Consider the following 25,770-nt stretch of genomic DNA (forward strand, 5'->3'; position numbering starts at 1 on the left):
TTCAAAATAAACTGAATATGAACATGGGAATAACATAGGGTTTATTCAAGTTTATTAAAAAATTAACTTATTTAAAATTAGATAGTTATATTATTTTTGAGATTTATTATAAAAATTTTGGAAGGATATTTTGAAATTAACTGTTTTGTTGCCAAATGGCGAATTTATCTAGGAAGGTTGCAGTGTGAAAGCTAAGTTATAGCATTGAGTTCATAACTTAATGCGCCGTAAAATATAGGTTCGCTTGAGTTAAGCAAACCTACATCGTGTGCCAGCCATCTACAAAAGCGCTACTATTAGAGGGAGGTAAATTATATAGATTTAAACTACTTCCACCCTTGTAGCCACTTTTGGTTATCTTTTAAATCTCGCCAACTAATTGGATATTGATTTTTTGACATAACAGCCTCGGTAATACATTCAATTACGTTGCCATCTTCATCAAATTCCACCTCAACAATAATAAAGTGCTTTTCTTTATTTATAGCAGGTGTTGCGGTCCATTTACTATTCAATAATTTTTTAGGGTTTAATTTATTCATTTAATATAGCGACTCCTGCTAATATCACAGCTTATATAAAGCAACTATACGACCCCAACACCTACTTAGTTCAGGTTACTGCGCAACTAGCTTACCTTTGTACATTTGCATTTGGCAATGAAAGTCATATTCACCAGCTTCAAGCGCAGGTAGTTTAACTGTATTGCCATCACCCATTGCCAGAGTTTTACTTATATCAAGCTGTGGAAATACCACTGTTTCGGCGCACGGCGCGCTGTCTTTTCTATCAAAGGTAAGTACAACATCTTTGTTGGCTGCCACTTTAATGTGTCCTGGCTTATAAACACCGTTATCAACGACTATTGTTACTTTGTTATCATCACTTTGTGTTTGCTCTGGTTTATATAACCAAAACCAATAAATAATTGCGGCTATTAACAATGCACCAGCTATATTAATCATCAACATAATTGTACCCCTTAGCTTAAATTACGATTTATTTGGTTTGAAAAAACGTAAGCGATTAGCGTTACTTACCACTGTAAGCGATGAAAGTGCCATAGCAGCTCCTGCTACAACGGGGTTAAGTAATATGCCAAAAAATGGATACAACACACCGGCTGCAATCGGAATACCCGCTACGTTATAAACAAAGGCACCAAATAGGTTTTGTTTAATATTTGAAATAGTTGCATTGCTCACGGCAATTGCATCGGCAAGACCATGTAACGAGCCGCGCATTAGGGTAATGTCTGCACTTTCTATTGCTACATCAGTACCTGTACCAATTGCAAAGCCTACATCGGCTTGCGCAAGTGCGGGAGCATCGTTAATACCGTCACCAGTCATACCGACTATTTCACCATTTGCTTGGCGTTTTGTTACTTCGTCAACTTTGTCATCAGGCATTACTTCTGCAATAAAGTCATCGATACCGACTTGCTTAGCAACAGCTTGTGCAGTGGCTTTGTTGTCACCTGTTAGCATAACTAGGTGGATACCTTTATCTTGCAGGCGTTTAATCGCTTCAACTGAATCCTCTTTAATAGGATCTGCTACTGCAATTAAAGCCATTAGCTTATTATTACTTGCAAAATACATGGGCGTTTTAGCATCACCGGCAAGTGTTTGAGCTTGCTCGGTTGCATCATCAACGGCTACATCGTATTTATCCATTAGCGCTTTATTACCAAACAACAATGTTTGCTCGTCAACACTGCCGGTTACACCTTTACCTGTAATTGCGTTAAAGTCGGCTACTTTACTTAAAGCTAAGCCCTGCTTTTTAGCGTGTGCCGTAATTGCTTCTGCCAGTGGATGCTCTGAGCTACTTTCAAGGCTTGCAACACGTTGCATTACTGTATTTTCATCACTGTTATTAAACGTAACTACATCGGTAACTTGCGGTGTACCTTGAGTAATAGTGCCTGTTTTATCTAAAATCATGGTGGTGATTTTAGATGTTGTTTGCAGCGACTCACCATTTCGAATTAATATTCCTGACTCTGCAGCTTTACCAATACCCACCATAACCGACATAGGGGTTGCGAGTCCTAGCGCACAAGGACAAGCAATAATAAGTACAGTGGTTATTGCAACAACGGCATAAGCAATTGATGGCTCAGGTCCAAAGTTTAACCATGCAAGACCCGCAAGTACTGCAATAATCATGACTGTTGGTACAAATATTCCTGATATAACATCAGCTAAGCGCCCTATTGATGGCTTAGAGTTTTGTGCACGCTTTACCATATTGATAATATTGGCAAGTGTGGTTTCGCTACCAATGTGCGTGGCTTTAAATAATAAAGTGCCACTTTTATTAATACTTCCGGCAACGACTTTGTCGCCCGTTTTTTTGCTTACAGCCATTGGCTCACCAGTAAGCATTGACTCATCAACCGTACTGCTGCCTTCAATAACATCGCCATCCACAGGGATTTTTTCACCCGGGCGTACGCGTACTGCATCATTTTTTACAACATCACTAATGTCGATGTCTTGCTCTTGCCCATCGCGAATTACGCGTGCAGTTTTTGGTTGCAGGCCAATTAAGCGTTTAATTGCTTGTGAGGTGCGCCCACGTGCTTTTACTTCAAAAGCGAGCCCTAAACTAATTAAACCGATGATCATCGATGATGCTTCAAAATATACGTGTCTTGCGACTTGTGGTAATAAATTGGGTGCTATTACCACAAACATTGAATACAACCACGCAGTACCTGTACCAAGCGCTATTAATGTATCCATATTTGCCGCATGGTTTTTAAATGCTTGCCATGCGCCGTTGTAAAATTGTTTACCTGATATAGCCATAACTACAAGCGTGACTATACCCACTAAAAACCAAGCTATTCGTTGTGTGTCGGTGGTTACATTCATGTCAAAAATAAGCCCGTATATCATTAACGGTGCACCGACTCCTAACGCTAATATCATATTACGCATTAGCTTTTTATAATGTGCCTCGTCTGACTTTGCTTTTTCATCAAGTGCATCTTGATCAGATTCGTTACTCATTGGCTTAGCTGAATAACCGATGTTTTCGACAGCTTTGATAAGCGTGCTTTCGCAGGCTTTACCTTCTACACGTACAGTACGCTGTGCAAAGTTCATTTCTACGTTTTGCGCGCCTTGCACGCTATTAAGGGCTTTTTCAATTTTAGCTACGCAACTGCCGCAATTAGCGCCTTCAATAATAAAGTTTTGCGCACTCTCTTTTGTATTAATCGTCATTACGCTGCTCCTTATTTGCAGAATCGTTTATTGGATCAACAAAAGATTCTATTAAACTACATACGTCACTAGCATTTGCGCCATCGGCTGATGTATCCCATTGTTCAAGCGCTGCATGCATTCTGTTTCGGAGTTTTAATGTTTCTTGAAATAGTGCTTCGGTCTCTTCTAGGCGTTTAGTAATGAGTTTACGCGTTAACGGACAAGGACAATTACCCTGCTCCGACTCACCTATAATCTGTTGAATATCTTTGAGCGAAAAGCCAAGTTGACGCGCACTAATAATAAATTTTAAACGCTGCTGATCTTGCTTTATATATTCTTGATAGCCATTTTCTTCACTGCGTATTGGATTAAGTAACCCGACACGCGTGTAATGACGAACAGTATCGGCAGTCACGCCCATTAACTTGGCGAGTTGTTTAACATACATAATTTAGCTCCGTCATGTTTCAGTAGTTTCATAATAAACCTAGGTGCAACACATAGGTCAATGACTATTTCAAAACTAATAAAATAATGACACAAATATAGTTAACTTGAGCTGATATCAGGCGTGTACTATTTGTAGGTGGTGTAATTCAGGAAAGAAGCGCCTAAATAAGGCGCATTAATCTTAGGGCGTGTGAATCTTTGGTGGTTTAATTTACATCGATATGTTTTAACATCTAGGCAAGTCATAGCCGATAACGCAGGAGCAGTTACCTAACCCACTAAGTTGTAAACCTCGCGCCGCAAGTTAATCTTCCTTGGATTGAACAAATTCAATCCACAAAGATCAACTTCATTAGTTTGATTCGCTACGGCTTTGCTCTAATTCATCACTTAGTTGCTGCGCTAAAGCTTGTATTTTAGGCATTGCATCTTGCATTAAGCTTTGTGACATTTGCATAGATTCTTGCATTACAACTGGCATTTTAGCGAGTATTTTTTGCCCAGTATCTGTTTTATAAAAGGCTAACATATCGGCAATTTCTTGTTCATTAAAATGCTTGTCGTACACGTTAACCATCATTGGCTGCATTTTAGCCCAGCTCATTTGCGTTTTTAATACTGCTGTCATATCTGCGTAGTATTTATCAAAAATTGGCTGCTCAGAAGGTTTAACGCCCATTTGATCAGACATGCCTTTCATCATGCCTTCAACTTGACCATACATAGAATCAACCATCGCATCCATGTTCATTACATTAATTAGTTCATCTATTTTTTGCTGCTTAGTCGCTTCATCTGCGTATAAACTGCTAGAGAAAATCAGTAATGATAAAAGTAATGCCTTACCCATAATAGTATCCTTTAAAATAAATAATCGATTTATAGTCACATGGTTTATCAGTATTGTAAAGGGTACAAGCAACGACTAAAAAAGCCGAATAAAATGAATTTATTCGGCTTTTTATAAGTTTACTACGTGTTAATCATCTTCTACATTATCTAGGCCTTTAGTGCCTTCTTTGGCTTTCAGCTTATGATGAATAGCTGACTTTATTAGCATGTAACCACTAATTGGTGCCGTAATTAGTAAAAATATAGTAATGAGTATTTCTCTAACACTTAGTCCATGCTCTGAATTTGCAAAATAAATCATAGCAGCAATTAACATGCTCGCCATACCAAGCGTAGTAGCTTTAGTTGGCCCATGCAAACGCATAAAAAAGTCAGGTAGTTTGATTAAGCCTATTGAGCCAATTAAAATAAACGTACCACCAAATAACAATAATATTGATACAACCCATTCGCTGATCATGCTTTCACCTTATTCAATTATATCGCCACGTAGTAAATACTTACATACTGCAACTGTACTTATAAAACCTAACATAGCAATAAGCAGTGCTGCTTCAAAATAAAGCCCGGTGTCCATACTAATGCTGTACAAAATAATTAACGCGATTACATTTATGTACATTGTATCGAGCGCTAAAACACGATCTGGCACTGATGGGCCAATAATAAGTCGCCATAAATTAAGTAATAGCGATAAACCAATCATTGAAAAAACAATGAGTAATACGGTGTCTAACATTGAAATATCTCCTTTAATGGAGCTTCGTAGCGTTGTTTAATCTGCTTAATAAGCGCTTCTTCATCTTTTAAATCGAGCACATGTATTAATAAATAGCGTTGAGTCGGTTCTTCCCCTTCCGCGAGTGATTCTGGAATAGGGTAAACCTCGGCGCTAACCGTACCAGGTGTTAATGAAACACAGCTAGCGAGTATGGTAATTGGCATATCATGCATTAAATCTATAGGGACTTTTACAAATGCAGGGCGTAACTTTTTTGCAGGCCCGATTATTAATAAAGCAACTTGTAAATTAGCCACAACAATATCGTAAAGCACTATAATCAACTGCTTGAACGCTAAACCAGGCTTTAAAATAAGTGGCTGAGGGTCGCGTAGCGAAAAACTTAGTAGCGGTATAAATATAGCAAAAAAAGTTGCCAGCACTAAGTGCCCTGCCGATACGCTATTATTTAGTAATAACCATATTACAAATAAAAATACACTTCTAAACGGTGTAGGTAACCAACGATAACGGGCTTGTAATCTCATTACGCACCTCCTCTAATTACAGCGTTAATACCACCGCTTATATCATGTAACTGCGTAGCTGCATCAAGCATGTATTCGCTTATTGGACCACCGAAAATAACTAATAATGGCGAGCAAGCCAGTAATCCAATAATGACTATTACTTGCAGTGGATGCGCATTTACGCCATCTGAATTTTCATTTTTTCTGTCTTTACGCTCCCAAAACAAGCTAGTACCTGCGCGTGAAAGTGCAATGAGTAATACAAAGCTCATAATTAAATAAACAGGCCAAAACAGCTGGGCTTGCTCACTATTTAAAGTGGTTTTAAGAATCCATATTTTGCCTATAAAACCCGATAGAGGCGGCATGCCAGCTACGGTTAACGCAGCAATAATAAAACATCCTCCCAACAGGAATGGCTGATTTACCATACGTCCACCAACGAGTCTGTCGGCAGCTTTACCTCGCTGAGTTGCAATTAAATCGGCTAATAAAAAGAGCGCCGCACATACAAGAGTTGAATGTACTAAATAGTATAAAAGCGCAGCTGTTGCATTTATGTTTTGCAATGCGACAAGAGCAACCAAAGTTCCTACCGATACCACAACCAAATTTGCGGTGAGCTTACGTAAGTCTTGCGCTGCCACAACGCCGATAGCACCTACAATAATGGTCGCAATTGCTAAGCCCCATAACCAAGGCTGGGCCATGTGCTCAAGCGAACCCGCTTGCTCACCAAATATTACGGTATATACACGTAACATGGCATAAACGCCTACCTTAGTCATAATTGCAAACAGCGCAGCGACAACAGGTTTTGCGCTTGCATAAGTATTTGGCAACCATAAGTGTAGTGGTAATAGTGCGCTCTTAAGTGCAAATACAACTAGCAGTAATAAACCACCTGCTTTAGCTAAATATACGTCGTCACCGGTTAATAATGAGACTTTTTGAGCCATATCTGCAATATTTAATGTACCAAGTACACCGTATAAAATACCCAAGCCAATTAAAAATACGCTTGAACCAACTAAGTTTAATATTACATATTGCAGAGCCGCGCGTGTATTTTGTTTATCGCCCGCATGCATAAGTAGTGAATAAGACGCTATAAGTAATACTTCAAAAAATACAAATACGTTAAATAAATCACCGGTCAAAAAAGCGCCGTTAACGCCTAACACTAAAAAGTGAACAAGTGGGTGAAAAAAGTTCCCCTTAGCATCATCACCAGCACAGCTATATAAAATAACACCTAGGCCAAGTAACGATGTAAGTGCAACCAAAAGTGTAGAAAGCATGTCGGCTACAAGCACAATACCAAATGGTGCTGACCAGTTACCGATGGCATAAACGTTAATACCCGTATTATGTACGTGTATTAAAAGAAGCACGCTAATAGCAAATGTGATAATTGCCATAATGGACGACGCAATACGACGAATATGTAAACTTTTTCCACATGGTGGTAGCAGTAAAATAACGGCTGCTAACATAGGCAGTAAAATAGGGAGAGAAGCTAAATGTTGAATCATTTTTGCTCCTTACTTTCAGCTGCACTTTTTACTAAATGGCCGTCAACATGGTCACTGCCTAAATCGGCACGCCCACGTATTGCTAAAATAACCACAAAGGCGGTCATTGCAAAGCCAATTACTATTGCAGTAAGTACTAAGGCTTGTGGCAAAGGATCGGCATAATCTGTACCAGTACCCAATACCACCGCTTTATTTATAGTAAGACGACCCGCTGAAAACAAAAATAAGTTAACAGCGTATGAAATCATAGTAAGCCCAAGTACAACAGGAAACGTACGAGCTCTTAGCAGTAAAAATATACCGCAACTGACCAATACTCCAACGCAAGATGCGTACAATAATTCCATTAAATATTTACCTCTTTTTTCTGGGTATCTGCTGTCATATTACCTAAGCTTGCTAAAATCATTAACGTAGCACCTACCACGGTTAAGTAAACACCTAGGTCAAATACAATGGCACTGGCAAGCTCTGTTTTACCTATAAATGGAATATCAAAATAATCAAACCATGTGGTTAAAAATGGCTTATCAAAGAACCAACTTCCTACCCCAGTAAATAGTGCGATACCAATACCTGACGCAATAATTTTTCGATAGTTAACACCAAAACGTTCGCTGATCCACGCCGAACCATGTGCCATATATTGTAAAATAAAGGCAATAGACGTCACCAAGCCTGCTATAAAGCCACCGCCCGGAAGGTTGTGCCCACGTAAGAAAATATAAGCCGATACCAACAATGCAAGTGGTAATAAGCTGTGTGAAATACTGGCTAACAAAATAGGATGGCGCTCTCGTGCCCAAGGTCTACCCTCTCCATCACTGGCTGGCATAAATAGTGGGATTCTCGAAAGTACTTTAAATATACCCAGTGCAGCAATACCTAAAACGGTAATTTCTCCAAGCGTATCAAAGCCCCTAAAATCAACCAAAATAACGTTTACCACATTGGTACCACCACCGCCTGTTTTAGCGTTAGCAATAAAGAAGTCAGAAATTGAATCAAGTGGGCGAGTAAGCAATGCATAGCAAATACTTGCAATAACAACACCTAATGTTGAGGCAATGCCTAAGTCGCGCAATACACGTAATGAACTTGACTCTTTTGGGGTATGTTGCGGCAAAAAGAATAGTGCCAACATAAGTAAAATAACGGTAGCAACTTCTACTGTTAATTGAGTAAGGGCTAAATCTGGGGCCGAAAAACGTGTAAACGCCACCGATACCATTAACCCCACTATTGAAATCATTAGCAGCGCGACGACTCGCGAACGATGCCAAATAACGGTAGCTATTGCACCTATTATTAATAAACCTGCGCCAATTGCATTATGAACATCTACCGGTGTGCGCGGCATAGTACCTGCAAGTTCTCGCATTTCAAATAATGGCCAACCTGCACACAGTAATACAACGCCTAACATAATAACTAAGTAACGTTGTAGAGAGCCATTTTCAATGTGACTGATTCTTGATTGGCACCACGCGACCATCGATAAAACAGCGCGCTCAAAGGTTTTTTTAGCATTGAGTGGCGGTAACGAAGCTTGGAACTGAAATAAATATCGACGATTAATATAAATAAACAAACCGCCTGCCACAGCCATGGCACTCATCAGTAGCGGTAAGTTAAAGCCATGCCATAAAGCCACTACATAATCGGGCATTGCTTTGCCTAATACAGCTGAAGATGCTGAAGATAAAATACCGCCGACGATAAAGTGCGGGAACATACCCACAAGCAAACAAATTACAACAAGGATTTCTATCGGTACACGCATGTAACGCGGAGGTTCATGAGGAGTACGCGGTAAATCAATTGGGTCGCCATTAAAAAACACATCATGGATAAAGCGCGCAGAATACGCGACCGAAAATGCACCCGCAATCGTAGCCAATACCGGTATTAACCATGACATAGAGCCCAACACTTGCTGATGTAATGTTTCTGCAAAAAACATTTCTTTAGATAAAAAGCCGTTAAGTAAAGGCACACCTGCCATTGATGCAGCCGCGACCATTGCAAGTGTGGCCGTATAAGGTAAAAATCGCCACATACCGTTAAGTTTGCGCATGTCTCGGGTGCCTGTTTCATGGTCAATAATACCCACAGCCATAAATAGCGACGCTTTAAAGGTTGCATGGTTAATTATATGAAAAATAGCGGCAACAGTCGCAAGCTCAGTATCAAGCCCTAATAATAGCGTTATTAAACCTAAGTGACTTATTGTTGAATAGGCTAGCAGCCCTTTTAAATCGTGTTTAAATAAGGCTATATAAGCACCAAACAACAATGTAGCTAAACCCGTTAATCCAACAAGAATAAACCACGTATCGGTGCCTGCTAGTGCAGGATAAAAGCGCGCTAATAAAAATATACCGGCTTTTACCATAGTCGCAGAGTGTAAATACGCACTCACTGGCGTAGGTGCTGCCATTGCATGTGGTAGCCAAAAGTGGAACGGAAATTGTGCCGACTTTGTAAACGCACCGAGTAATACAAGTACCAAGGCAAGTTCGTATAAATCGTGAGATTGAATTATTGCTTTGCTTGCTAAAATTACATCTAAGTCGTAACTACCAACAATATCACCTAGGAGCATCAAGCCTGCAAGTAATGCTAAGCCGCCTGCCCCGGTAACCGCCAGAGCCATACGCGCGCCCTTGCGTGCTTCTGACTTATGCCACCAAAAACTAATTAATAAAAATGAGCTGATGCTAGTTAATTCCCAAAACAACCAAAGTTGAATTACGTTGTTAGACATAACAATGCCGAGCATTGCGGTCATAAACAACATTAAATAACTATATAACTTAGCCATTGAGTCGTTAGCACTGAGGTAGTAACGCGTGTAGAGGATGACAAGCAAGCCTATGCCTAAAATCATAAACATAAACAATAAACTGAGGCCATCTAAGCGCAAGGATAAATCGAGCCCTAATGACGGGATCCATGATAAAGAGTAACGAATGGTTTCGCCCGCTAAAACTGCAGGTGCATGGTATAAAGTAATACCCAAAGCAATCAAAGAAGCAACAGCCGTTAGGCCTGCGCTTTGATTACGAGATAACTTACCGGTGCATGCAGAAATAACACTGCCAATTAAGGATAACAAGGGTATCCAGAGCAAAGTCATAGTGTAGGGCCTTTTATAATTATAAGTTTATCAGGGCATCCCTATTTTGGTAACTAGGGGATGCTTTTACTGCCTGTTTTTAAACGACATTAATGACTATAGTTATACTGAAAAACACTGATTTTGTCTATAAAAAGCGACTCCACATGGCTGATTTTCATACAACTTCAAACATTTTATTTAGCTCATAAGAACAATTAATTAATACTGATAACACTTAATTTAGTGTAGCCTTATTTGCAAATATAAGCGCGCTGGGGTGACGATAAGGATTACCATTGGTCATATCTAAATGCTTCAACCAAAGCTCCCTATACTGCACCGAGAGCCCTAGCTGCTGATACTGCATAATAGACCACTTTTCACTAGGCTTATAAGCAATACCACCTAGCTGACAACTCTTTGCTCTGTGCCAATCTGCTGGCGGCGACTCACCATGGGAAATAAATAAGTTAGGTGCAACAAAACCACTTTGTGCACACAGCCATGCTTGCTTAGTTTTAGGTAATGCATATTCATCTTCAAAACCGTTAAAGTGCATTAGCTCATGCAAAAACACACTGTAATTTGCTTTTGAGTTTATTAACATTGTTCCCTTAGTAACATTAGCCGTTCCCTCTTTGGGCATCATCACTATAAAATCAAAACCTTCCGGTAGCTGATCATTGAGTTTAGATGATTGCCAATCACATTTTGCTACCTGATTAACATTACTTTTGCACTCAAGCATACCTGCAACGTAAACTGGTTTTGAAAAGCAAAAAATATTTTCGCGAGGCTCTGGTTGTTTATTATAAGCATTAATAAACCCAGTAAGTTTATATAAGCCACTACGGTGGTCGCTCATAGTCAACACGTAGAACATACATTGCGCATTAGGCTTACTTATATTTTTTAAAGATGAAAAACCAAGATCATGAATAAACGCGGTAGATATTTTACTCTGTGGTGTTTTTAATTGTAGTTTCAGATGGTTTAGCACATCCCCTGCTGGTAATTTATTTTTACTAGCAAGTAGTTTTAGATCGCTCCAACGTGATTGTTCAAGCAACTTTGCTGCTAATATTTTACGCTCTGAAATTGTTAACTCATTTATACCTGAGAGCCAAAATTGTTTTGCAGTATCACTCTGATCTTTTTTAATAAGCCTTAGAGAATACATATATTGTGCTGAAGAAATTTGATTGCGAGCGAGTACAGCTAAAGAGGTATTTGGTAACTGCTCTAAATGAGCTGAGAAATAAACGGATGAATTCCAGTAACTTTGTAGCACATTGGCTTTTGCATTTAAAACATGCCAAAAGCCAATAGCGCCAAGATGATTACTCGAGCCTGTAATTAACAAACAACAAAGTAATACACCTACTAATTTAAAACGCTTAACTTGCGTCAACACCTTCCATCAACTCAAGTTCTAAACGCGCATATTTGTATTCAATAAACTCGTGCACGTTAGTCGCAAGCGCAAGCCTAAAATAATCGGATGCTAAATACAGTTCACCCGCTGCTTGATGCATTTTAGCTAGGTAAAAGTAAGCTTCACATAAACGCTGCGCATATTCTTGCTCAGTTCTAACACCATCACTAATGCCTGATAAAAACGCATGCTCAGTCATATCGCCCGTATAAAGAGAGATTAACTGATACGCCCATTGCGATTCATCAAGTGCCGTTGCATTCGTTTTAAGTGACTCAATTGCTGCTACTTTATCTTCTTGTGCACTTGCTAAATAAACCCATAAAACGCGGTATGGATCATTTGGAGAGCGCGCTAAAAATTCATCAAAGTCGTTTTTAGCAAGGCTTGGTCTATCACCGTAATAAAGGGCTATACCTCTATTTAAATAAGCATATTCATGCTCTTCATCAAGCTCTAGTGCTGAATCAAAAAACTCATAGGCTTTTTCGAACTGCTGCATTAGCGTGTGTTGAATACCCAAAAAATTATACACTTCGGCTAAGTCAGGTTTGAGTTTTACTGCACGATTAAAATCAATACGCGAAAGAGTAGTCATACCTAGGCTATCAAAAAGTACACCACGGTCGTAATAAAGCTTAGCTTGTTGTTCTTCACTCAAGTCAGCTCTGTTTAATAATTCAGAGTAACGAGCAATAGCAATTTCACTTCTAAAGTCAGAAGCTAACGGTGCTGTAAAAGGCACATTAACAATCGGGGTTGGTTCTGATTCTGTTGTAGTTTGACAAGCGCTTAAAGACAAAATAGCAAAAGATGCCAAAGCTAAATGTTTGAGTATCATTAAAATCCTTAATACCAAGATATATCGCGATTAATATAAGACAGACCTTGTCTAATAAGGTTTCATTAAAGCATAAAAAAAGGGGCTAAACAGCCCCTTTTTTACTATCTAGCTAATATAACTAGATTAATAAGTTAGCAATTACGCGTCAGTTGGCGCGTCAGCTGCAGGTGCTGCTGATTCCATTGCTTCTTTAATACTTAGACGTACACGGCCTTGGCGATCTACTTCTAGTACTTTAACTTTAACTTCTTGACCTTCAGAAAGGTGATCAGCAACGTTGTTAACGCGCTCAGTACTAATTTGAGAAATATGTACTAGACCATCTTTACCAGGAAGAATGTTTACAAACGCACCAAAATCTACGATACGTACAACTTTACCTTCGTAGATAGTACCTACTTCAAGCTCAGCTGTTAATTGCTCAATACGGCTAATTGCATTAGCTGCACTTTCGCCATCTGTAGCGGCAATCTTAATTGTACCGTCATCACCGATTTCAATCGTTGTACCAGTTTCTTCAGTAAGCTGACGAATAGTTGCGCCACCTTTACCGATAACTTCAGCGATTTTCTTCTGTGGGATCTTCATTGTGTAGATACGAGGAGCAAACATTGATAGCTCTTCAGAAGGAGCAGAAATCGCTTCGTCCATCACTTCTAAGATATGTAAACGTGCAGCTTTTGCTTGTTTAAGCGCAATTTGCATGATTTCTTGAGTGATACCTTCGATTTTGATATCCATTTGAAGTGCTGTAATACCAGCAGCAGTACCGGCAACTTTAAAGTCCATGTCACCTAAGTGATCTTCATCACCTAAGATGTCAGAAAGAACAACGAATTTATCGTCTTCTTTAACTAGACCCATTGCGATACCCGCAACAGACGCTTTAATTGGAACGCCAGCATTCATAAGTGCAAGTGAAGTACCACACACAGAAGCCATTGAAGATGAACCGTTTGATTCAGTAATTTCAGATACTACACGGATTGAATATGGGAATTCAGTCAGTGTTGGCATTACAGCAGCAATACCACGCTTAGCAAGGTTACCATGGCCGATTTCACGACGCTTAGGAGAACCAACAAAACCAGTTTCACCTACACAGAATGGAGGGAAGTTGTAGTTAAGCATAAAGTGGTTTTTATGAGTACCCGTTAAATCGTCGATTAACTGTGAATCACGTTCTGTACCAAGTGTAGCTGTTACTAACGCTTGAGTTTCGCCACGAGTAAAGATAGCAGAACCGTGAGTACGCGGTAATACGCCAGTCATTACGTCTAGTGCACGAATCATATCTGGTTCACGACCATCAATACGTTTTTCGCCAGAAGCTATACGGCCACGAACGATTTTCTTCTCAAGTGAACCGAATATTTTACCAATTTCTTGCTTATCTAAAGACTCGCCTTCAGCAAGTTCAGCTGTTAATACTGTAACAACTTCATCTTTAGCTACGCCAAGTGCTTCTTTACGCGCTACTTTATCAGTAATTAAGTAAGCTGCGCCTACTTTATCAGCGGCAATTGCTGCTACTTTATCTTCAAGTGCAACGTTTTTAGCTGGTGCAGTCCAATCCCAAGTAGGCTTGCCTGCTTCTGCTTTAAATTCTTCAATTGCAGTGATGATCGCTTGAGATTGCTCATGACCATATACAACAGCGCCAAGCATTACGTCTTCTGCAAGTACGTTAGCTTCTGATTCAACCATAAGTACAGCTTTATCAGTACCGGCTACCACTAAATCAAGTTGGCTTTCTTCAAGCTCTTTTAATGTAGGGTTAAGTACGTATTCGCCGTTGATGTAACCAACGCGAGATGCACCAATTGGACCACTGAACGGGATACCAGAGATAGCAAGTGCTGCTGAAGTACCGATCATCGCAACCATATCAGGTTGGATTTCAGGGTTAACAGAAACAACAGTAGCAATAACTTGTACTTCGTTTACAAAACCGCTTGGGAAAAGTGGACGAATTGGACGGTCAATAAGACGTGCAATAAGTGTTTCGCCATCGTTAGGACGACCTTCACGCTTTAAGAAACCACCTGGGATACGACCAGCAGCGTACATACGCTCTTGGTAGTTAACTGTTAGTGGGAAAAAGTCTTGGCCAGGTTGTGCTTCACGCTTACCAACAACAGTTACTAAAACTGAAGTGTCGCCAATGCTTGCAAGTACAGCGCCGTCAGCTTGACGAGCGATTGCACCAGTTTCTAGAGTCACTGTATGTTGACCTAGTTTGAATTCTTTAATAATTGCTTGCACTTAAAATATTCCTTAAATGTATTCTAATAAGTTGCCATCAAAGTACCAATTACAGTACATAATTGTATTTATTTTAAAATCAATTAAGTACTACAATTGGCGATGACGTAAATAACCAAGCTAAACCTTTTTAGCTTGGAGCATAGTATATACCAAAGCACCGTTAAAATGCGAGCTTAGCCGACAGATAAACAAGGCTGTAAATACGTATTTAAAATCATTTTTAACTTAGTAAATAGTGGGGGTTTTATTTTAAAATTCAAGGAGTTTAAAATTGCTTTGTGCAGTAAGTGAGGAATTTAAGGCACAAAAAAAGGAGCTAAAAAGCTCCTTTTTCTATAATCTAGTTCTTAGCGACGTAGGCCAAGTTCTTTGATTAACGCAGTATAACTAGTGATGTCTTTACCTTTAAGGTAATCAAGTAGTTTACGGCGAGTGCTTACTTTACGAAGCAGACCACGACGTGAGTGGAAGTCATGCTTGTGATCAGCAAAGTGACCTTGAAGCTTGTTGATATCATAAGTAAGTAATGCTACTTGTACTTCTGATGAACCTGTATCGCCTTCTGCACGTGCAAATTTAGCAATGATATCGATTTTTTCTTGATTGCTTAGTGACATAGTAACTCCAAAAATTAAATTTAAAAGGTGTCTTAGCCGATCACTAATTCAGCCAAAACGATTAAGCGGGCGTATTCTACCAACTGTGGGAATAACTACAAGTTAATTATCCCCATCTACAACTAATAAGCCACGGTTAGGCACATTAGTTGCTTATTCAGGCTTTACGTAATCGTCTTGTTGACTAGCAAGACCGCGTTTAACCTTTAAATGACCGTTTGAGTTACGCTCACCAGTACCAATAAACACACCATCTGCAACTACTTTAATAGCTCCATCAGGTAAAGTGATTGGTAATTCTACAGCTTGCCCGTGACTAAAAATTCCCCCTTGTTCTTTTGTAATTTCAACAACGGGTAAATCAGTTAAAGCAGTATCAATTGGTAGCAATAGCGAGTCTAAATAAGTTGAAGGCGCGAGCTCTTCTTCTTTCGCTTTAGCAAGCAGCGCTTCAATCTCATCAAGCGATACCATTTTATCTGCCGGATACTGACCAACAGCGGTTCTGTGAAGCATAATAACGTGTGCGCCACAGCCTAGGTTTTCGCCTAAATCATCAACGATTGTACGAATGTAGGTCCCTTTAGATACATGGGCCGTCATTTGTAATACGTTACTTTGTTCATCAAATTCATCAAACGATAAGCTAAACACGTTTATTTTTCTGCATTTACGAGGCACTTCAATACCTTCGCGCGCATACTTATATAACGGTCTACCTTGGTACTTAAGTGCCGAGTACATTGACGGATATTGATCAGACTCACCAACAAAAGCAGCTATTTCTTTTGTTAGCTGTTCGCGCGTTACGTTCACATCTTTAGTGCTAACAATTTCGCCATCAGAATCTGATGTTGTTGTACGTTCACCCAGCTGTGCACGAACGATATAGGTTTTATCTGTATCGAGTAAAAACTGCGTAAACTTAGTCGCTTCACCAAAACAAATTGGCAGCATACCTGTAGCAAGTGGATCTAAAGCACCTGTGTGCCCAGCTTTTTGCGCAAAATAAACACTTTTTGCTTGCTGTAATGCTTTATTTGATGAAATGCCTTCAGGTTTGTTTAACAACAAAATACCGTCAACTGCACGGCCTTTACTGCGCTTTGCCATCTGTATCAGTGCCTTCTTCGCTATCTGTATCGTCTACGTGATCATTACCTTCTTCGCTATCTGAAACATCAGCAGCATCAACACTTTCTACGTCTTCATCTACATGCTTTGCGTTATCTTCGCGGATAATAGAATCCACTAAGTTAGAAATACGCATACCTTCCATTAATGAGTTATCAACTACAAACTTTAACTCAGGCATTATACGTGCACGAATACGCTTACCAAGTAACGAGCGAATATAGCCCGTTGCTTCATTAAGTACTTTTGCGCTTTGCTTTGCTGCGTCTTCATCTTGTGTGTTAAACACCGTGATGAAAATTTTGGCATAAGATAAATCGCGCGATACTTCTACCGCTGACACTGTCACCATACCTAAGCGTGGATCTTTAATTTCGCGTTGTAAAATTACAGCTATTTCTTTCTGAATTTGCTGTGCAACACGATCAGTGCGAGAAAATTCTCTCATTATACTTGTCCTAAAATAATAACTTATTGAATTTTAATAATAAGTTAACTAAATAATGGATATGCAAATGGGGGCTAAGCCCCCATTTAAAATCTTAGCGTAGAGCGTGTAGAACGTTCGGGCGTTAACCTTAAGCGTTCAATACACCCTAGTAACAATTATAGAGTACGTTGTACTTCAACTGTTTCAAATACTTCGATTTGGTCACCAACACGTACGTCATTGTAGTTTTTAACGCCGATACCACATTCCATGCCGTTACGAACATCAGCAACATCGTCTTTAAAGCGACGAAGTGATTCAAGTTCACCTTCATAGATAACCACGTTTTCACGTAGTACACGGATTGGAGCGCTACGTTTAATAACACCTTCAGTAACCATACAACCAGCGATAGCGCCAATTTTTGGAGACTTGAATACGTCACGAACTTGAGCAAGACCAATGATCTCTTGTTTAAACTCTGGCGCTAGCATACCTGACATGGCTTGCTTAACTTCTTCGATTAAGGCATAAATTACGCTGTAATAACGAAGGTCTAAGTTTTCAGTATCAATCACTTTACGAGCAGAAGCATCAGCACGAACGTTAAAGCCAACTACAATTGCGTTAGACGCTGCAGCTAGTGTTGCATCAGTTTCGGTAATACCACCAACACCTGAACCAACAATCTTCACTTTTACTTCATCAGTAGAAAGTTTAGTTAGTGAATCAGAGATTGCTTCGATAGAACCTTGAACGTCAGCTTTAAGTACCACGTTAACTTCAGAAACATCGCCTTCAGTCATGTTAGTAAACATGTTTTCAAGCTTAGCTTTTTGTTGACGTGCTAGTTTAACATCGCGGAACTTACCTTGACGGTATAAAGCAACTTCACGCGCTTTACGTTCATCTTTAACTACAGTCGCTTCGTCGCCCGCAGCTGGAATACCAGAAAGACCTAAAATCTCAACTGGAATAGATGGACCAGCAGACTTAATGTCTTTACCGTTTTCATCGCGCATTGCACGAACACGGCCATACTCAAGACCACATAATACAATGTCACCTTGGTTAAGCGTACCAGATTGAACAAGTACTGATGCTACTGGACCACGGCCTTTATCAAGACGGGATTCAATAACAACACCAGCCGCCATACCTACAGTAGGTGCCGAAAGCTCTAAAAGCTCAGATTGGTTCAATACTGCTTCAAGAAGGTCGTCAATACCTAAGCCAGTTTTAGCTGAGATATGAACGTACTGCGTATCGCCGCCCCATTCTTCTGGAATAACGTCTAGTACAGCAAGTTCGTTTTTAACACGATCTGGATCTGCGCCTTCTTTATCCATTTTGTTTACAGCAATAATTAAAGGAACGCCAGCTGCACGAGCATGCTGTACCGCTTCTTTAGTTTGTGGCATAACACCATCATCTGCTGCAACCACTAGGATTACGATATCAGTCGCTTTAGCACCACGAGCACGCATTGATGTAAATGCAGCATGTCCTGGTGTATCTAAGAACGTGATCATGTGACCGTTCACGTCAACATGGTATGCACCAATATGCTGTGTAATACCACCGGCTTCGCCAGAAGCAACCTTCGCAGAACGAATGTAATCAAGAGTAGATGTTTTACCATGGTCAACGTGACCCATTACAGTTACTACTGGAGCACGAGGCTCTGACTTACCATCTTCATGGCGGTCATTAAGTACTGTTTGCTCTAATTCGTTTTCTTTAACAATGATAACTTTGTGACCCATTTCTTCTGCAACTAGTTGTGCAGCTTCTTGGTCAATCACTTGGTTAATAGTAACCATGTCACCCATTTTCATCATTGTTTTAACAACTTCAGCGCCTTTAACGGCCATGCGTGATGCAAGCTCGGCTACTGTAATTGTTTCGCTAATACGCACTTCATTTTTAACATCAACAGTTGGTTTTTGGAAACCATGTTGTAATGATGCTGGCGCTTTTAGCTTAGACTTATTACGGCCTCTTGACGCTGCAAATTTATCTTTTGCTGGCGCTTTTTTCTTTTTCTTAGCACGGCGTGTACCTTGCTCATCACGAGCATCGGCAACATCTTCTGCTTCACGTGCATAAGTAGAAGTCGTAAGGTGGTGATCCGCTGTTTCTTCGCGTTTCTTACGTTCTTCTTCTTCTTTCTTCCAGCGTGCTGAGTTTTCTTCAGCTAGCTTTCTTGCTTCTTCTGCTTGACGTTTCGCTTCTTCTTCAGCTTTCTTCAATGCGGCCTCTTCTGCTTCTTTTTGCAGACGCTCAGCTTCTATGCGATCTTTCTCAGACTTAGCACTTTGCTCTGGGGTCATCTGCTTTTGTTTCGCTTTACGCTCTGCATCAGCTTTGCGTTTAGCTTCTTCTTTGGCTTTACGGTCAGCGTCTTCTTTCGCTTTGCGTTCTGCCTCTTGTTTCGCTTTTAATTCTGCGGCTTCTTGGTCAGCTTTTTGCTGCTCTTCAAGGCGCACTTTTTCTTCAGCAGCTAAGCGAGCTTGCTCTTGCTCTTGTTCCATTGCGCTTTTCTTCACGTAAGTACGTGTTTTGCGAACTTCAACTTGAACATCTTTTGCTTTACCCGTAGAGCCGGTCACACTTAGCGTGCTTTTGCTCTTACGTTGTAAAGTCATGCGCGCAGGGCCATCTGAACCTGTACCGCCATGATGCTTACTTAAATGATCAAGTAACGTTGCTTTTTCAGCTTCTGTTACATTATCAGTTGCTTGCTTAGTGATACCTGCTTGTGAAAACTGCTGTAGCAATTTATCAACAGTCGTACCTATATCGCCGGCTAGTTTTTCAACATTTACTTCTGCCATAGTGTGTAATACCTCCGTTAATAAATTACTCGTCTGCAAACCAACAAATGTTTCGTGCAGCCATAATCAGTTCACCCGCTTTTTCAGATGAAACTTCTGTGATATCAACTAATTCGTCAATACCTTGTTCTGCCAAGTCTTCAAGTGTAACAACACCCTTGCTTGCCATCACAAATGCTAAGTGACGCTCTAAGCCTTCAAGCGCAAGTAAGTCTTCAGCTGGCTCTGCGCCATCTAAGCTTTCTTCCGTTTTAAGTGCTTTAGTTGTCAATGCATCTTTTGCGCGTGAACGCAGTAAATCTACAGTCTCTTCATCAAGACCATCAATTTCTAAAAATTCAGACGCTGGTACATACGCCACTTCTTCAAGTGTCGAGAAACCTTCGTTAATAAGTAATGATGCAAACTCATCATCAATTTCTAAATTTTCAGTGAATAAGTTAAGTAACTTATCAGATTCAGCTTCATTTTTAGTACGCATGTCTTCAACAGTCATTACGTTTAGTTCCCAGCCAGTTAACTGGCTTGCTAAACGAACGTTTTGACCATTACGACCAATTGCTTGCGCTAGGTTATCTGCTTCTACAGCGATATCCATTGAGTGAGTGTCTTCATCCATTACGATTGAAGCAACTTCTGCTGGCGCCATTGCGTTAATAACAAATTGTGCTGGGTTGTCATCGTAAAGTACGATATCAACACGCTCACCGCCAAGTTCTGACGATACAGCCTGAACTCGTGCGCCACGCATACCAACACATGCACCAATTGGGTCAATGCGTTTGTCGTTAGATTTAACAGCAATTTTAGCGCGTGAACCTGGATCACGTGCTGCGGCACGTAACTCAATCATCTCTTCGCCGATTTCTGGCACCTCAATGCGGAATAATTCCATTAGCATTTCAGGTTTAGAGCGCGTTACAAATAATTGTGCACCGCGTGCTTCAGGCTTAACTTCATATAAAAGGCCACGAATACGGTCACCCGGGCGGAAGTTTTCACGTGGTAACATGTCATCACGGTAAATTACTGCTTCTGCGTTATTGCCTAAATCAAGAACAATAGAGTCACGCGTTGCTTTTTTAACTACACCTGTTACTAACTCGCCTACTTGATCTTTGTATGCATCAACAACTAAAGCACGCTCAGCTTCACGTACTTTTTGTACGATAACTTGCTTAGCCATTTGTGTTGTAATACGGTCAAATTTGATTGAGTCGATTTGTTCTTCAACATAATCACCCATTTGCAAATCAGGTTCTTCAACCTGTGCTGCTTCTAGAGTGATTTCGCTGTATGGATTCTCTAAAGAACCATCTTCTAATACAGCGGCAATCTGCCAACGACGGAACGTATCGTAATCACCGGTTTTACGGTCAATTGCTACACGTACTTCAATTTCGCCATCGTGTTTTTTCTTTGTCGCTGTCGCTAGAGCGAACTCTAGAGCTTCAAAAATCTTTTCTTTTGGAACCGCTTTCTCATTGGAAACGGCTTCAGCAACCAATAATATCTCTTTTGCCATGGGTAATGCCTCGCTTGCCCTATTCCTTCGCACTCGAATTTAAAACTTCGCGATTAAATTCGCACGTTCGATGTTACTAAGCATGATCAGATGCTCTTCACCATCGCTAGATAGTGTGATCATATCGTTGCTAACTGCTACTAAGTCGCCTTTAAAATTACGACGACCATCCTGTGGAAGTTTAGTACGCACGCGTACTTCCTCTCCTTGCGCCTGCTCGTAGTGATCTTGTTTGAATAATAGACGATCAACACCAGGAGACGACACTTCCAAATCATATTCATTTGTAATTGGGTCTTCGACGTCTAAAATCGCACTAATTTGGCGACTTGCATCCGCACAGTTATCAACTGAGATCCCATCCTCATGAGCAATATATACTCTTAAGGTAGAATGGCGACCCGCTTGCACAAATTCAAGACCATGCAACTCAAAGCCTAACATTTCTACCGCAGGCGTTAACATGGTTACTAAATCTTGTTCAAGTTTTGTCACGAAAATCCTCCATACAAACAAAAAAAGGGCTTATAGCCCTAAAATACTAAGTTTAAATTTTAATTTGATGACAATTGCCACAAATCGTAAGGTGCAGATACAACAACGCCCCGAACCAAGCGGGGCGTCACACCAATAAAGCATAAAACTGTGTGGCCTAGGGCCAAGCTTGGTTGCGAGTCAGTAAACTGACCTAATTAAACTACATAGCCTAAAACGCAAAACGCGCATTACTTAGAATGCGCGATATAAATTAGTAAGGTAATACTTACTAGTAGAATTGGTTGCGGGAGCCGGATTTGAACCGACGACCTTCGGGTTATGAGCCCGACGAGCTACCAGACTGCTCCATCCCGCGCCAATAGATATCAAACCTTAAATTTAATATCGCTGTTAGCTGTTTTACAACATACTAAACAATGGCCGCTATTATAAGGATGTGTGGGGTAATTAGCAACTATAATACGCAATTAGTTTATAAAATTTCCAATGCGTCAAGATGCTAATTTAATGTATACGTAAGTAACATAAGTAATCAGTCAACTTTATAAAATATTCATATTTAAGTCATAAAATATAATCACTTATTACATTGAACGAAAATCAAACAAACCAAATTTGAATAACTTTAATACGCTTAAAATATGTTTCAAATGCTTACTGTTTACTAGAAAATAAATTGATATAACTAAAACCCATACTTTAACACTAAAAAAACGTGCAGAATTTCAACTGCCCGCTATAATCAATTTTATCCTACTTAATAATAATAGTTATTACTCACTGCAGCGAGATAGAAATGAAGCAACAACAATCAGCATTGTTAAATAACTTAACAATTATTAAGCCAAATTTTCATGCGTTTACGGCTCGATTTCATAGCAAATTGGCTAAATCTAGTATTGAGATGAATTATCCAACGGCCTTGCAGTTTAACGAAAAGAGTTTCACCCTCTTTTGTGTGTTAGAGCGAATTGTTAAGCATTTAGATAAACCAGCATCGGTAGCTCCTTTTTTAACACATCATTTAATGTACCTAAAAAAAAGCAGTGCTACACAAAGTGACATTGCACTTTTATCTGACGCGTTTTACGAAACCCTTAAGGAACATCTTGGTAGGCACTTTACTCCTGAGAGCCAGTTCGCTTGGAAAAAAGCCCTTAGATATTTTGAAAATTTTGCCAGTAGTACTCTATTTGATGTGTCTAATGTCATTTCGTTACAGCAAAGAATACAACAAAAGCAAAGTAATAAAATTTAGATATACAATTTTTAGGGGTGGCGACTTAACTTACTTAACTTCCCCCTTAATTAAACTCATTTGAACACCATGGTCTAACACGCCTTTATTGCCTTGATAATCGGTTAAGCCTTTTTGCTCTATTCACCCGTAGTTAAATAGTAAAACGATCCTTTAATTAAATATATCCGTATAAAAAAATTTGGCTTTACTATGACTCATCACAAAACACTCAGACTAATACTAGGCGATCAGCTGAATCCATCTCATTCATGGTACAAGCAAAAAGACGACGATACGCTTTATCTGATTGCAGAGCTAAAACAAGAAACTGACTACGTCAAACATCACGTTCAAAAACTGTGTGCATTTTTTAATGCCATGGAAAACTTTGCTAACGCATTAAAAACGGCAGGTTTTAATGTTTTGCATTTAACACTTGATGATACCGTTGATGACAAAAACCTAATTGAATTACTTAAGCGAATCGCCAGTAAATACCAGTGCGATACTATTGAATACCAATACCCTGATGAGTTTAGGCTTAAATCTCAATTAGCTCAGTTTGAAAGTGAAAGTTCGTTTAATGTGATTGCCACAGACACAGAACATTTTTTATTACCGTTCACCGATATAAAAACGCGCTTTACAAAAAACAAGCATGTAACAATGGAACACTTTTATCGTGCTATGCGTAAACAATTTAATATATTAATTGATGATGAAAAGCCAACAGGTGGCAAATGGAATTTTGATAGTAATAATCGTAATAAGTTTTCTAAAACCGACTTAGCAAATATCCCAAAACCAAAACTATTAAATAATGATGTAAGTAGTATTATTGCCCGCTTAGATATGCATAGTGTAGCTTACTTGGGTGAGCTAGATGGGCAAATATTGCAATGGTCAACAACGCGTAAACAGGCAATTGAAGTACTCGAATACTTTTGTGAACACTTACTTAGTCGCTTTGGTCACTTTCAAGATGCTATGACAGATCAAAGTAAAAATAATACCAGCCTGTACCATAGCCGTTTATCGTTTGCCTTAAATGCCAAAATACTCCATCCATTGTATGTAATTAAACGTGTAATAAAAGAATACGAACAAAGACCTGATGAGATATCACTCTCGCAAGTAGAAGGATTTACTAGACAAATACTGGGCTGGAGAGAGTATGTTCGTGCTATTTACTTGGTAAATATGCCTGATTACGCAACTAAAAACCAACTACAAGCTAAAAATAAATTACCATCTTATTTTTGGGACAGTTCTACTAAAATGAATTGCCTTAGCCACTCGCTTAAGCAAAGCCTTGAGACTGCTTATGCTCATCATATTCAGCGATTAATGGTTATTGGTAATTTTTGTATGCTCACGGGAATCAATCCTGATGAAGTGGATGAATGGTATTTAGGTGTTTACATAGACGCTATTGAATGGGTAGAAATGCCCAACACCCGTGGTATGAGTCAGTTTGCCGATGATGGAATAATTGCAACAAAGCCTTATGCAGCAAGTGGTAACTACATTAATAAAATGAGCGATTACTGCAAAAGCTGTCAGTACGATGTTAAACAAAAAGTAGGTGATAAAGCTTGCCCGCTCAATAGCTTGTATTGGCATTTTATGGATAGACACAGAGATAAGCTAGAAAAGAACCCACGCATTGGTATGGTTTATAGAAACTGGGATAAACAAGATAAAGCACTTCAAGAACAAACGCTGCAACAAGCAACCTACTACCTTGATAATTTAGAAGCCCTTTAAACAAAAAAACCGCCTCATATGAGGCGGTTAAATAATCAGGGGGAACTAATGTTAAATAAGTTTACTTACCTTCTAGTAAGTTACCACTACCAATTTCTATTTTTCGTGGTTTAAGTGCTTCTGGAATTTCACGCTGTAGCTCTATGCTTAGCAAGCCGTTAGCTAAATCTGCACCAAGTACTTTTACATGATCTCCAAGCTGGAATTTTCGTTCAAAATTGCGCTCTGCTATACCTTGATGAATAAACTTTCGTTCGTTACTTTCATCTTTGTTAGCTTTAATACCTGCAACTTTTAATGTGTTGTTTTCTGACTCAATGGTCAATTCACTATCGCTAAAACCAGCTACGGCCATAGTGATTCTGTATTTGTCTTTATCAAGCGCTTCTATATTGTAAGGAGGAAAACTCGGCTGCTTGTCTGTACTTGCTGCCGCATCCATAAGTGATGCTAAATGTTCGAAGCCGATAAATGAACGATAAAGTGGTGATAAGTCTACTGTACGCATAATAATATCCTCATATTTAAGCGATATTTTGCATGTGCTTTTCCATTGAACAAGCTCAAGCAAAGTTTAATTAATAATATAAATTTCAATTGTTTAAGTTTAATTTAGGACCCATCAGGCGTCCTACTTAACTATATATGGACGGTAAAATTGTTTTCAAGAGATTAATTTAAAAAAATTAAAAATAAATAAAAAAGGCACTAAAAAGTTAACACCACTCGTTTAAGAACA

General features: G+C 39.5%; 23 protein-coding genes and 1 tRNA gene. 2 read left to right on the plus strand and 22 right to left on the minus strand.

Features of this window, described 5'->3' with window-relative positions:
- Window positions 1-326: 326 nt before the first annotated feature.
- The 21 genes from PX700_RS18480 to PX700_RS18580 all read right to left on the minus strand — a co-directional run bounded on the left by PX700_RS18480 (window position 327) and on the right by PX700_RS18580 (window position 22,379).
- On the minus strand, window positions 327-542 hold the full coding sequence (locus PX700_RS18480; protein WP_002958506.1) for a TIGR02450 family Trp-rich protein: 216 nt from the start codon (window positions 540-542) through the stop codon (window positions 327-329).
- A 75-nt stretch (window positions 543-617) separates the two neighbouring features.
- On the minus strand, window positions 618-971 hold the full coding sequence (locus tag PX700_RS18485) for a cupredoxin domain-containing protein (RefSeq protein ID WP_415637678.1): 354 nt from the start codon (window positions 969-971) through the stop codon (window positions 618-620).
- A gap of 21 nt (window positions 972-992) precedes the next feature.
- Window positions 993-3,239, minus strand: a complete 2,247-nt coding sequence (locus PX700_RS18490) for a heavy metal translocating P-type ATPase (RefSeq protein ID WP_479521527.1) — start codon at window positions 3,237-3,239, stop codon at window positions 993-995.
- Window positions 3,229-3,672: a MerR family transcriptional regulator gene (locus PX700_RS18495; protein WP_479521528.1), complete on the minus strand. Its 444-nt coding sequence runs from the start codon at window positions 3,670-3,672 to the stop codon at window positions 3,229-3,231. Before PX700_RS18495 ends, PX700_RS18490 begins: the two co-directional genes overlap by 11 nt.
- Before the next feature lie 354 nt (window positions 3,673-4,026).
- The gene (locus PX700_RS18500; RefSeq protein WP_415637681.1) at window positions 4,027-4,524 is read right to left on the minus strand and encodes a DUF2059 domain-containing protein; all 498 of its coding nucleotides are present in this window, start codon (window positions 4,522-4,524) and stop codon (window positions 4,027-4,029) included.
- A gap of 129 nt (window positions 4,525-4,653) precedes the next feature.
- The gene (locus PX700_RS18505; protein WP_415637682.1) at window positions 4,654-4,986 is read right to left on the minus strand and encodes a Na+/H+ antiporter subunit G; all 333 of its coding nucleotides are present in this window, start codon (window positions 4,984-4,986) and stop codon (window positions 4,654-4,656) included.
- Between the two features lie 9 nt (window positions 4,987-4,995).
- Entirely contained in the window at window positions 4,996-5,265 is a 270-nt protein-coding gene (locus PX700_RS18510; RefSeq protein WP_007378493.1) for a K+/H+ antiporter subunit F, read from the minus strand.
- Window positions 5,259-5,795: a Na+/H+ antiporter subunit E gene (locus tag PX700_RS18515; protein WP_479521529.1), complete on the minus strand. Its 537-nt coding sequence runs from the start codon at window positions 5,793-5,795 to the stop codon at window positions 5,259-5,261. The genes PX700_RS18510 and PX700_RS18515 overlap by 7 nt, the downstream gene beginning before the upstream one ends.
- A complete protein-coding gene (locus PX700_RS18520; RefSeq protein WP_197239634.1) occupies window positions 5,795-7,312 on the minus strand; it encodes a monovalent cation/H+ antiporter subunit D in 1,518 nt (505 codons plus the stop codon). Before PX700_RS18520 ends, PX700_RS18515 begins: the two co-directional genes overlap by 1 nt.
- Window positions 7,309-7,662: a Na+/H+ antiporter subunit C gene (locus PX700_RS18525; RefSeq protein ID WP_149594532.1), complete on the minus strand. Its 354-nt coding sequence runs from the start codon at window positions 7,660-7,662 to the stop codon at window positions 7,309-7,311. The genes PX700_RS18520 and PX700_RS18525 overlap by 4 nt, the downstream gene beginning before the upstream one ends.
- On the minus strand, window positions 7,662-10,454 hold the full coding sequence (locus PX700_RS18530) for a monovalent cation/H+ antiporter subunit A (protein WP_479521530.1): 2,793 nt from the start codon (window positions 10,452-10,454) through the stop codon (window positions 7,662-7,664). Before PX700_RS18530 ends, PX700_RS18525 begins: the two co-directional genes overlap by 1 nt.
- Window positions 10,455-10,671: 217 nt before the next feature.
- On the minus strand, window positions 10,672-11,847 hold the full coding sequence (locus PX700_RS18535) for a hypothetical protein (protein WP_479521531.1): 1,176 nt from the start codon (window positions 11,845-11,847) through the stop codon (window positions 10,672-10,674).
- Window positions 11,834-12,712 carry a lipoprotein NlpI gene (nlpI, locus tag PX700_RS18540; protein ID WP_166419162.1) on the minus strand — a complete coding sequence of 293 codons (879 nt, stop codon included), beginning with the start codon at window positions 12,710-12,712 and terminating at the stop codon, window positions 11,834-11,836. The genes PX700_RS18535 and nlpI overlap by 14 nt, the downstream gene beginning before the upstream one ends.
- A gap of 141 nt (window positions 12,713-12,853) precedes the next feature.
- Window positions 12,854-14,980 carry a polyribonucleotide nucleotidyltransferase gene (gene pnp, locus PX700_RS18545; RefSeq protein WP_121954717.1) on the minus strand — a complete coding sequence of 709 codons (2,127 nt, stop codon included), beginning with the start codon at window positions 14,978-14,980 and terminating at the stop codon, window positions 12,854-12,856.
- Window positions 14,981-15,330: 350 nt separating this feature from the next.
- On the minus strand, window positions 15,331-15,600 hold the full coding sequence (gene rpsO, locus PX700_RS18550; protein ID WP_002958490.1) for a 30S ribosomal protein S15: 270 nt from the start codon (window positions 15,598-15,600) through the stop codon (window positions 15,331-15,333).
- Between the two features lie 153 nt (window positions 15,601-15,753).
- Window positions 15,754-16,713 (minus strand): tRNA pseudouridine(55) synthase TruB, encoded by a 960-nt coding sequence (gene truB, locus PX700_RS18555; RefSeq protein ID WP_479521532.1) that lies wholly within the window; start codon window positions 16,711-16,713, stop codon window positions 15,754-15,756.
- The gene (rbfA, locus tag PX700_RS18560) at window positions 16,697-17,182 is read right to left on the minus strand and encodes a 30S ribosome-binding factor RbfA (RefSeq protein ID WP_479521533.1); all 486 of its coding nucleotides are present in this window, start codon (window positions 17,180-17,182) and stop codon (window positions 16,697-16,699) included. Before rbfA ends, truB begins: the two co-directional genes overlap by 17 nt.
- 158 nt (window positions 17,183-17,340) lie before the next feature.
- A complete protein-coding gene (gene infB, locus PX700_RS18565; RefSeq protein ID WP_415637689.1) occupies window positions 17,341-20,001 on the minus strand; it encodes a translation initiation factor IF-2 in 2,661 nt (886 codons plus the stop codon).
- A 25-nt stretch (window positions 20,002-20,026) separates the two neighbouring features.
- On the minus strand, window positions 20,027-21,526 hold the full coding sequence (gene nusA, locus PX700_RS18570; protein WP_166419166.1) for a transcription termination factor NusA: 1,500 nt from the start codon (window positions 21,524-21,526) through the stop codon (window positions 20,027-20,029).
- A gap of 39 nt (window positions 21,527-21,565) precedes the next feature.
- Window positions 21,566-22,021: a ribosome maturation factor RimP gene (gene rimP, locus PX700_RS18575; protein WP_149594524.1), complete on the minus strand. Its 456-nt coding sequence runs from the start codon at window positions 22,019-22,021 to the stop codon at window positions 21,566-21,568.
- A gap of 281 nt (window positions 22,022-22,302) precedes the next feature.
- Window positions 22,303-22,379, minus strand: a tRNA-Met gene (locus PX700_RS18580).
- A gap of 441 nt (window positions 22,380-22,820) precedes the next feature.
- On the opposite strand from PX700_RS18580, the gene PX700_RS18585 reads away from it, so the two are divergent.
- Both PX700_RS18585 and PX700_RS18590 read left to right on the plus strand, forming a co-directional pair.
- A complete protein-coding gene (locus PX700_RS18585) occupies window positions 22,821-23,282 on the plus strand; it encodes a globin domain-containing protein (RefSeq protein WP_479521534.1) in 462 nt (153 codons plus the stop codon).
- Window positions 23,283-23,474: 192 nt separating this feature from the next.
- On the plus strand, window positions 23,475-25,031 hold the full coding sequence (locus PX700_RS18590; RefSeq protein WP_479521535.1) for a cryptochrome/photolyase family protein: 1,557 nt from the start codon (window positions 23,475-23,477) through the stop codon (window positions 25,029-25,031).
- Window positions 25,032-25,092: 61 nt separating this feature from the next.
- Here the strand turns inward: PX700_RS18590 and PX700_RS18595 are convergent, their stop codons facing one another.
- Complete coding sequence (locus PX700_RS18595; protein WP_165742059.1) at window positions 25,093-25,539, minus strand: Hsp20 family protein; 447 nt, start codon at window positions 25,537-25,539, stop codon at window positions 25,093-25,095.
- Window positions 25,540-25,770 lie beyond the last annotated feature (231 nt).

This window comes from Pseudoalteromonas sp. TP27 (genome assembly GCF_056470645.1).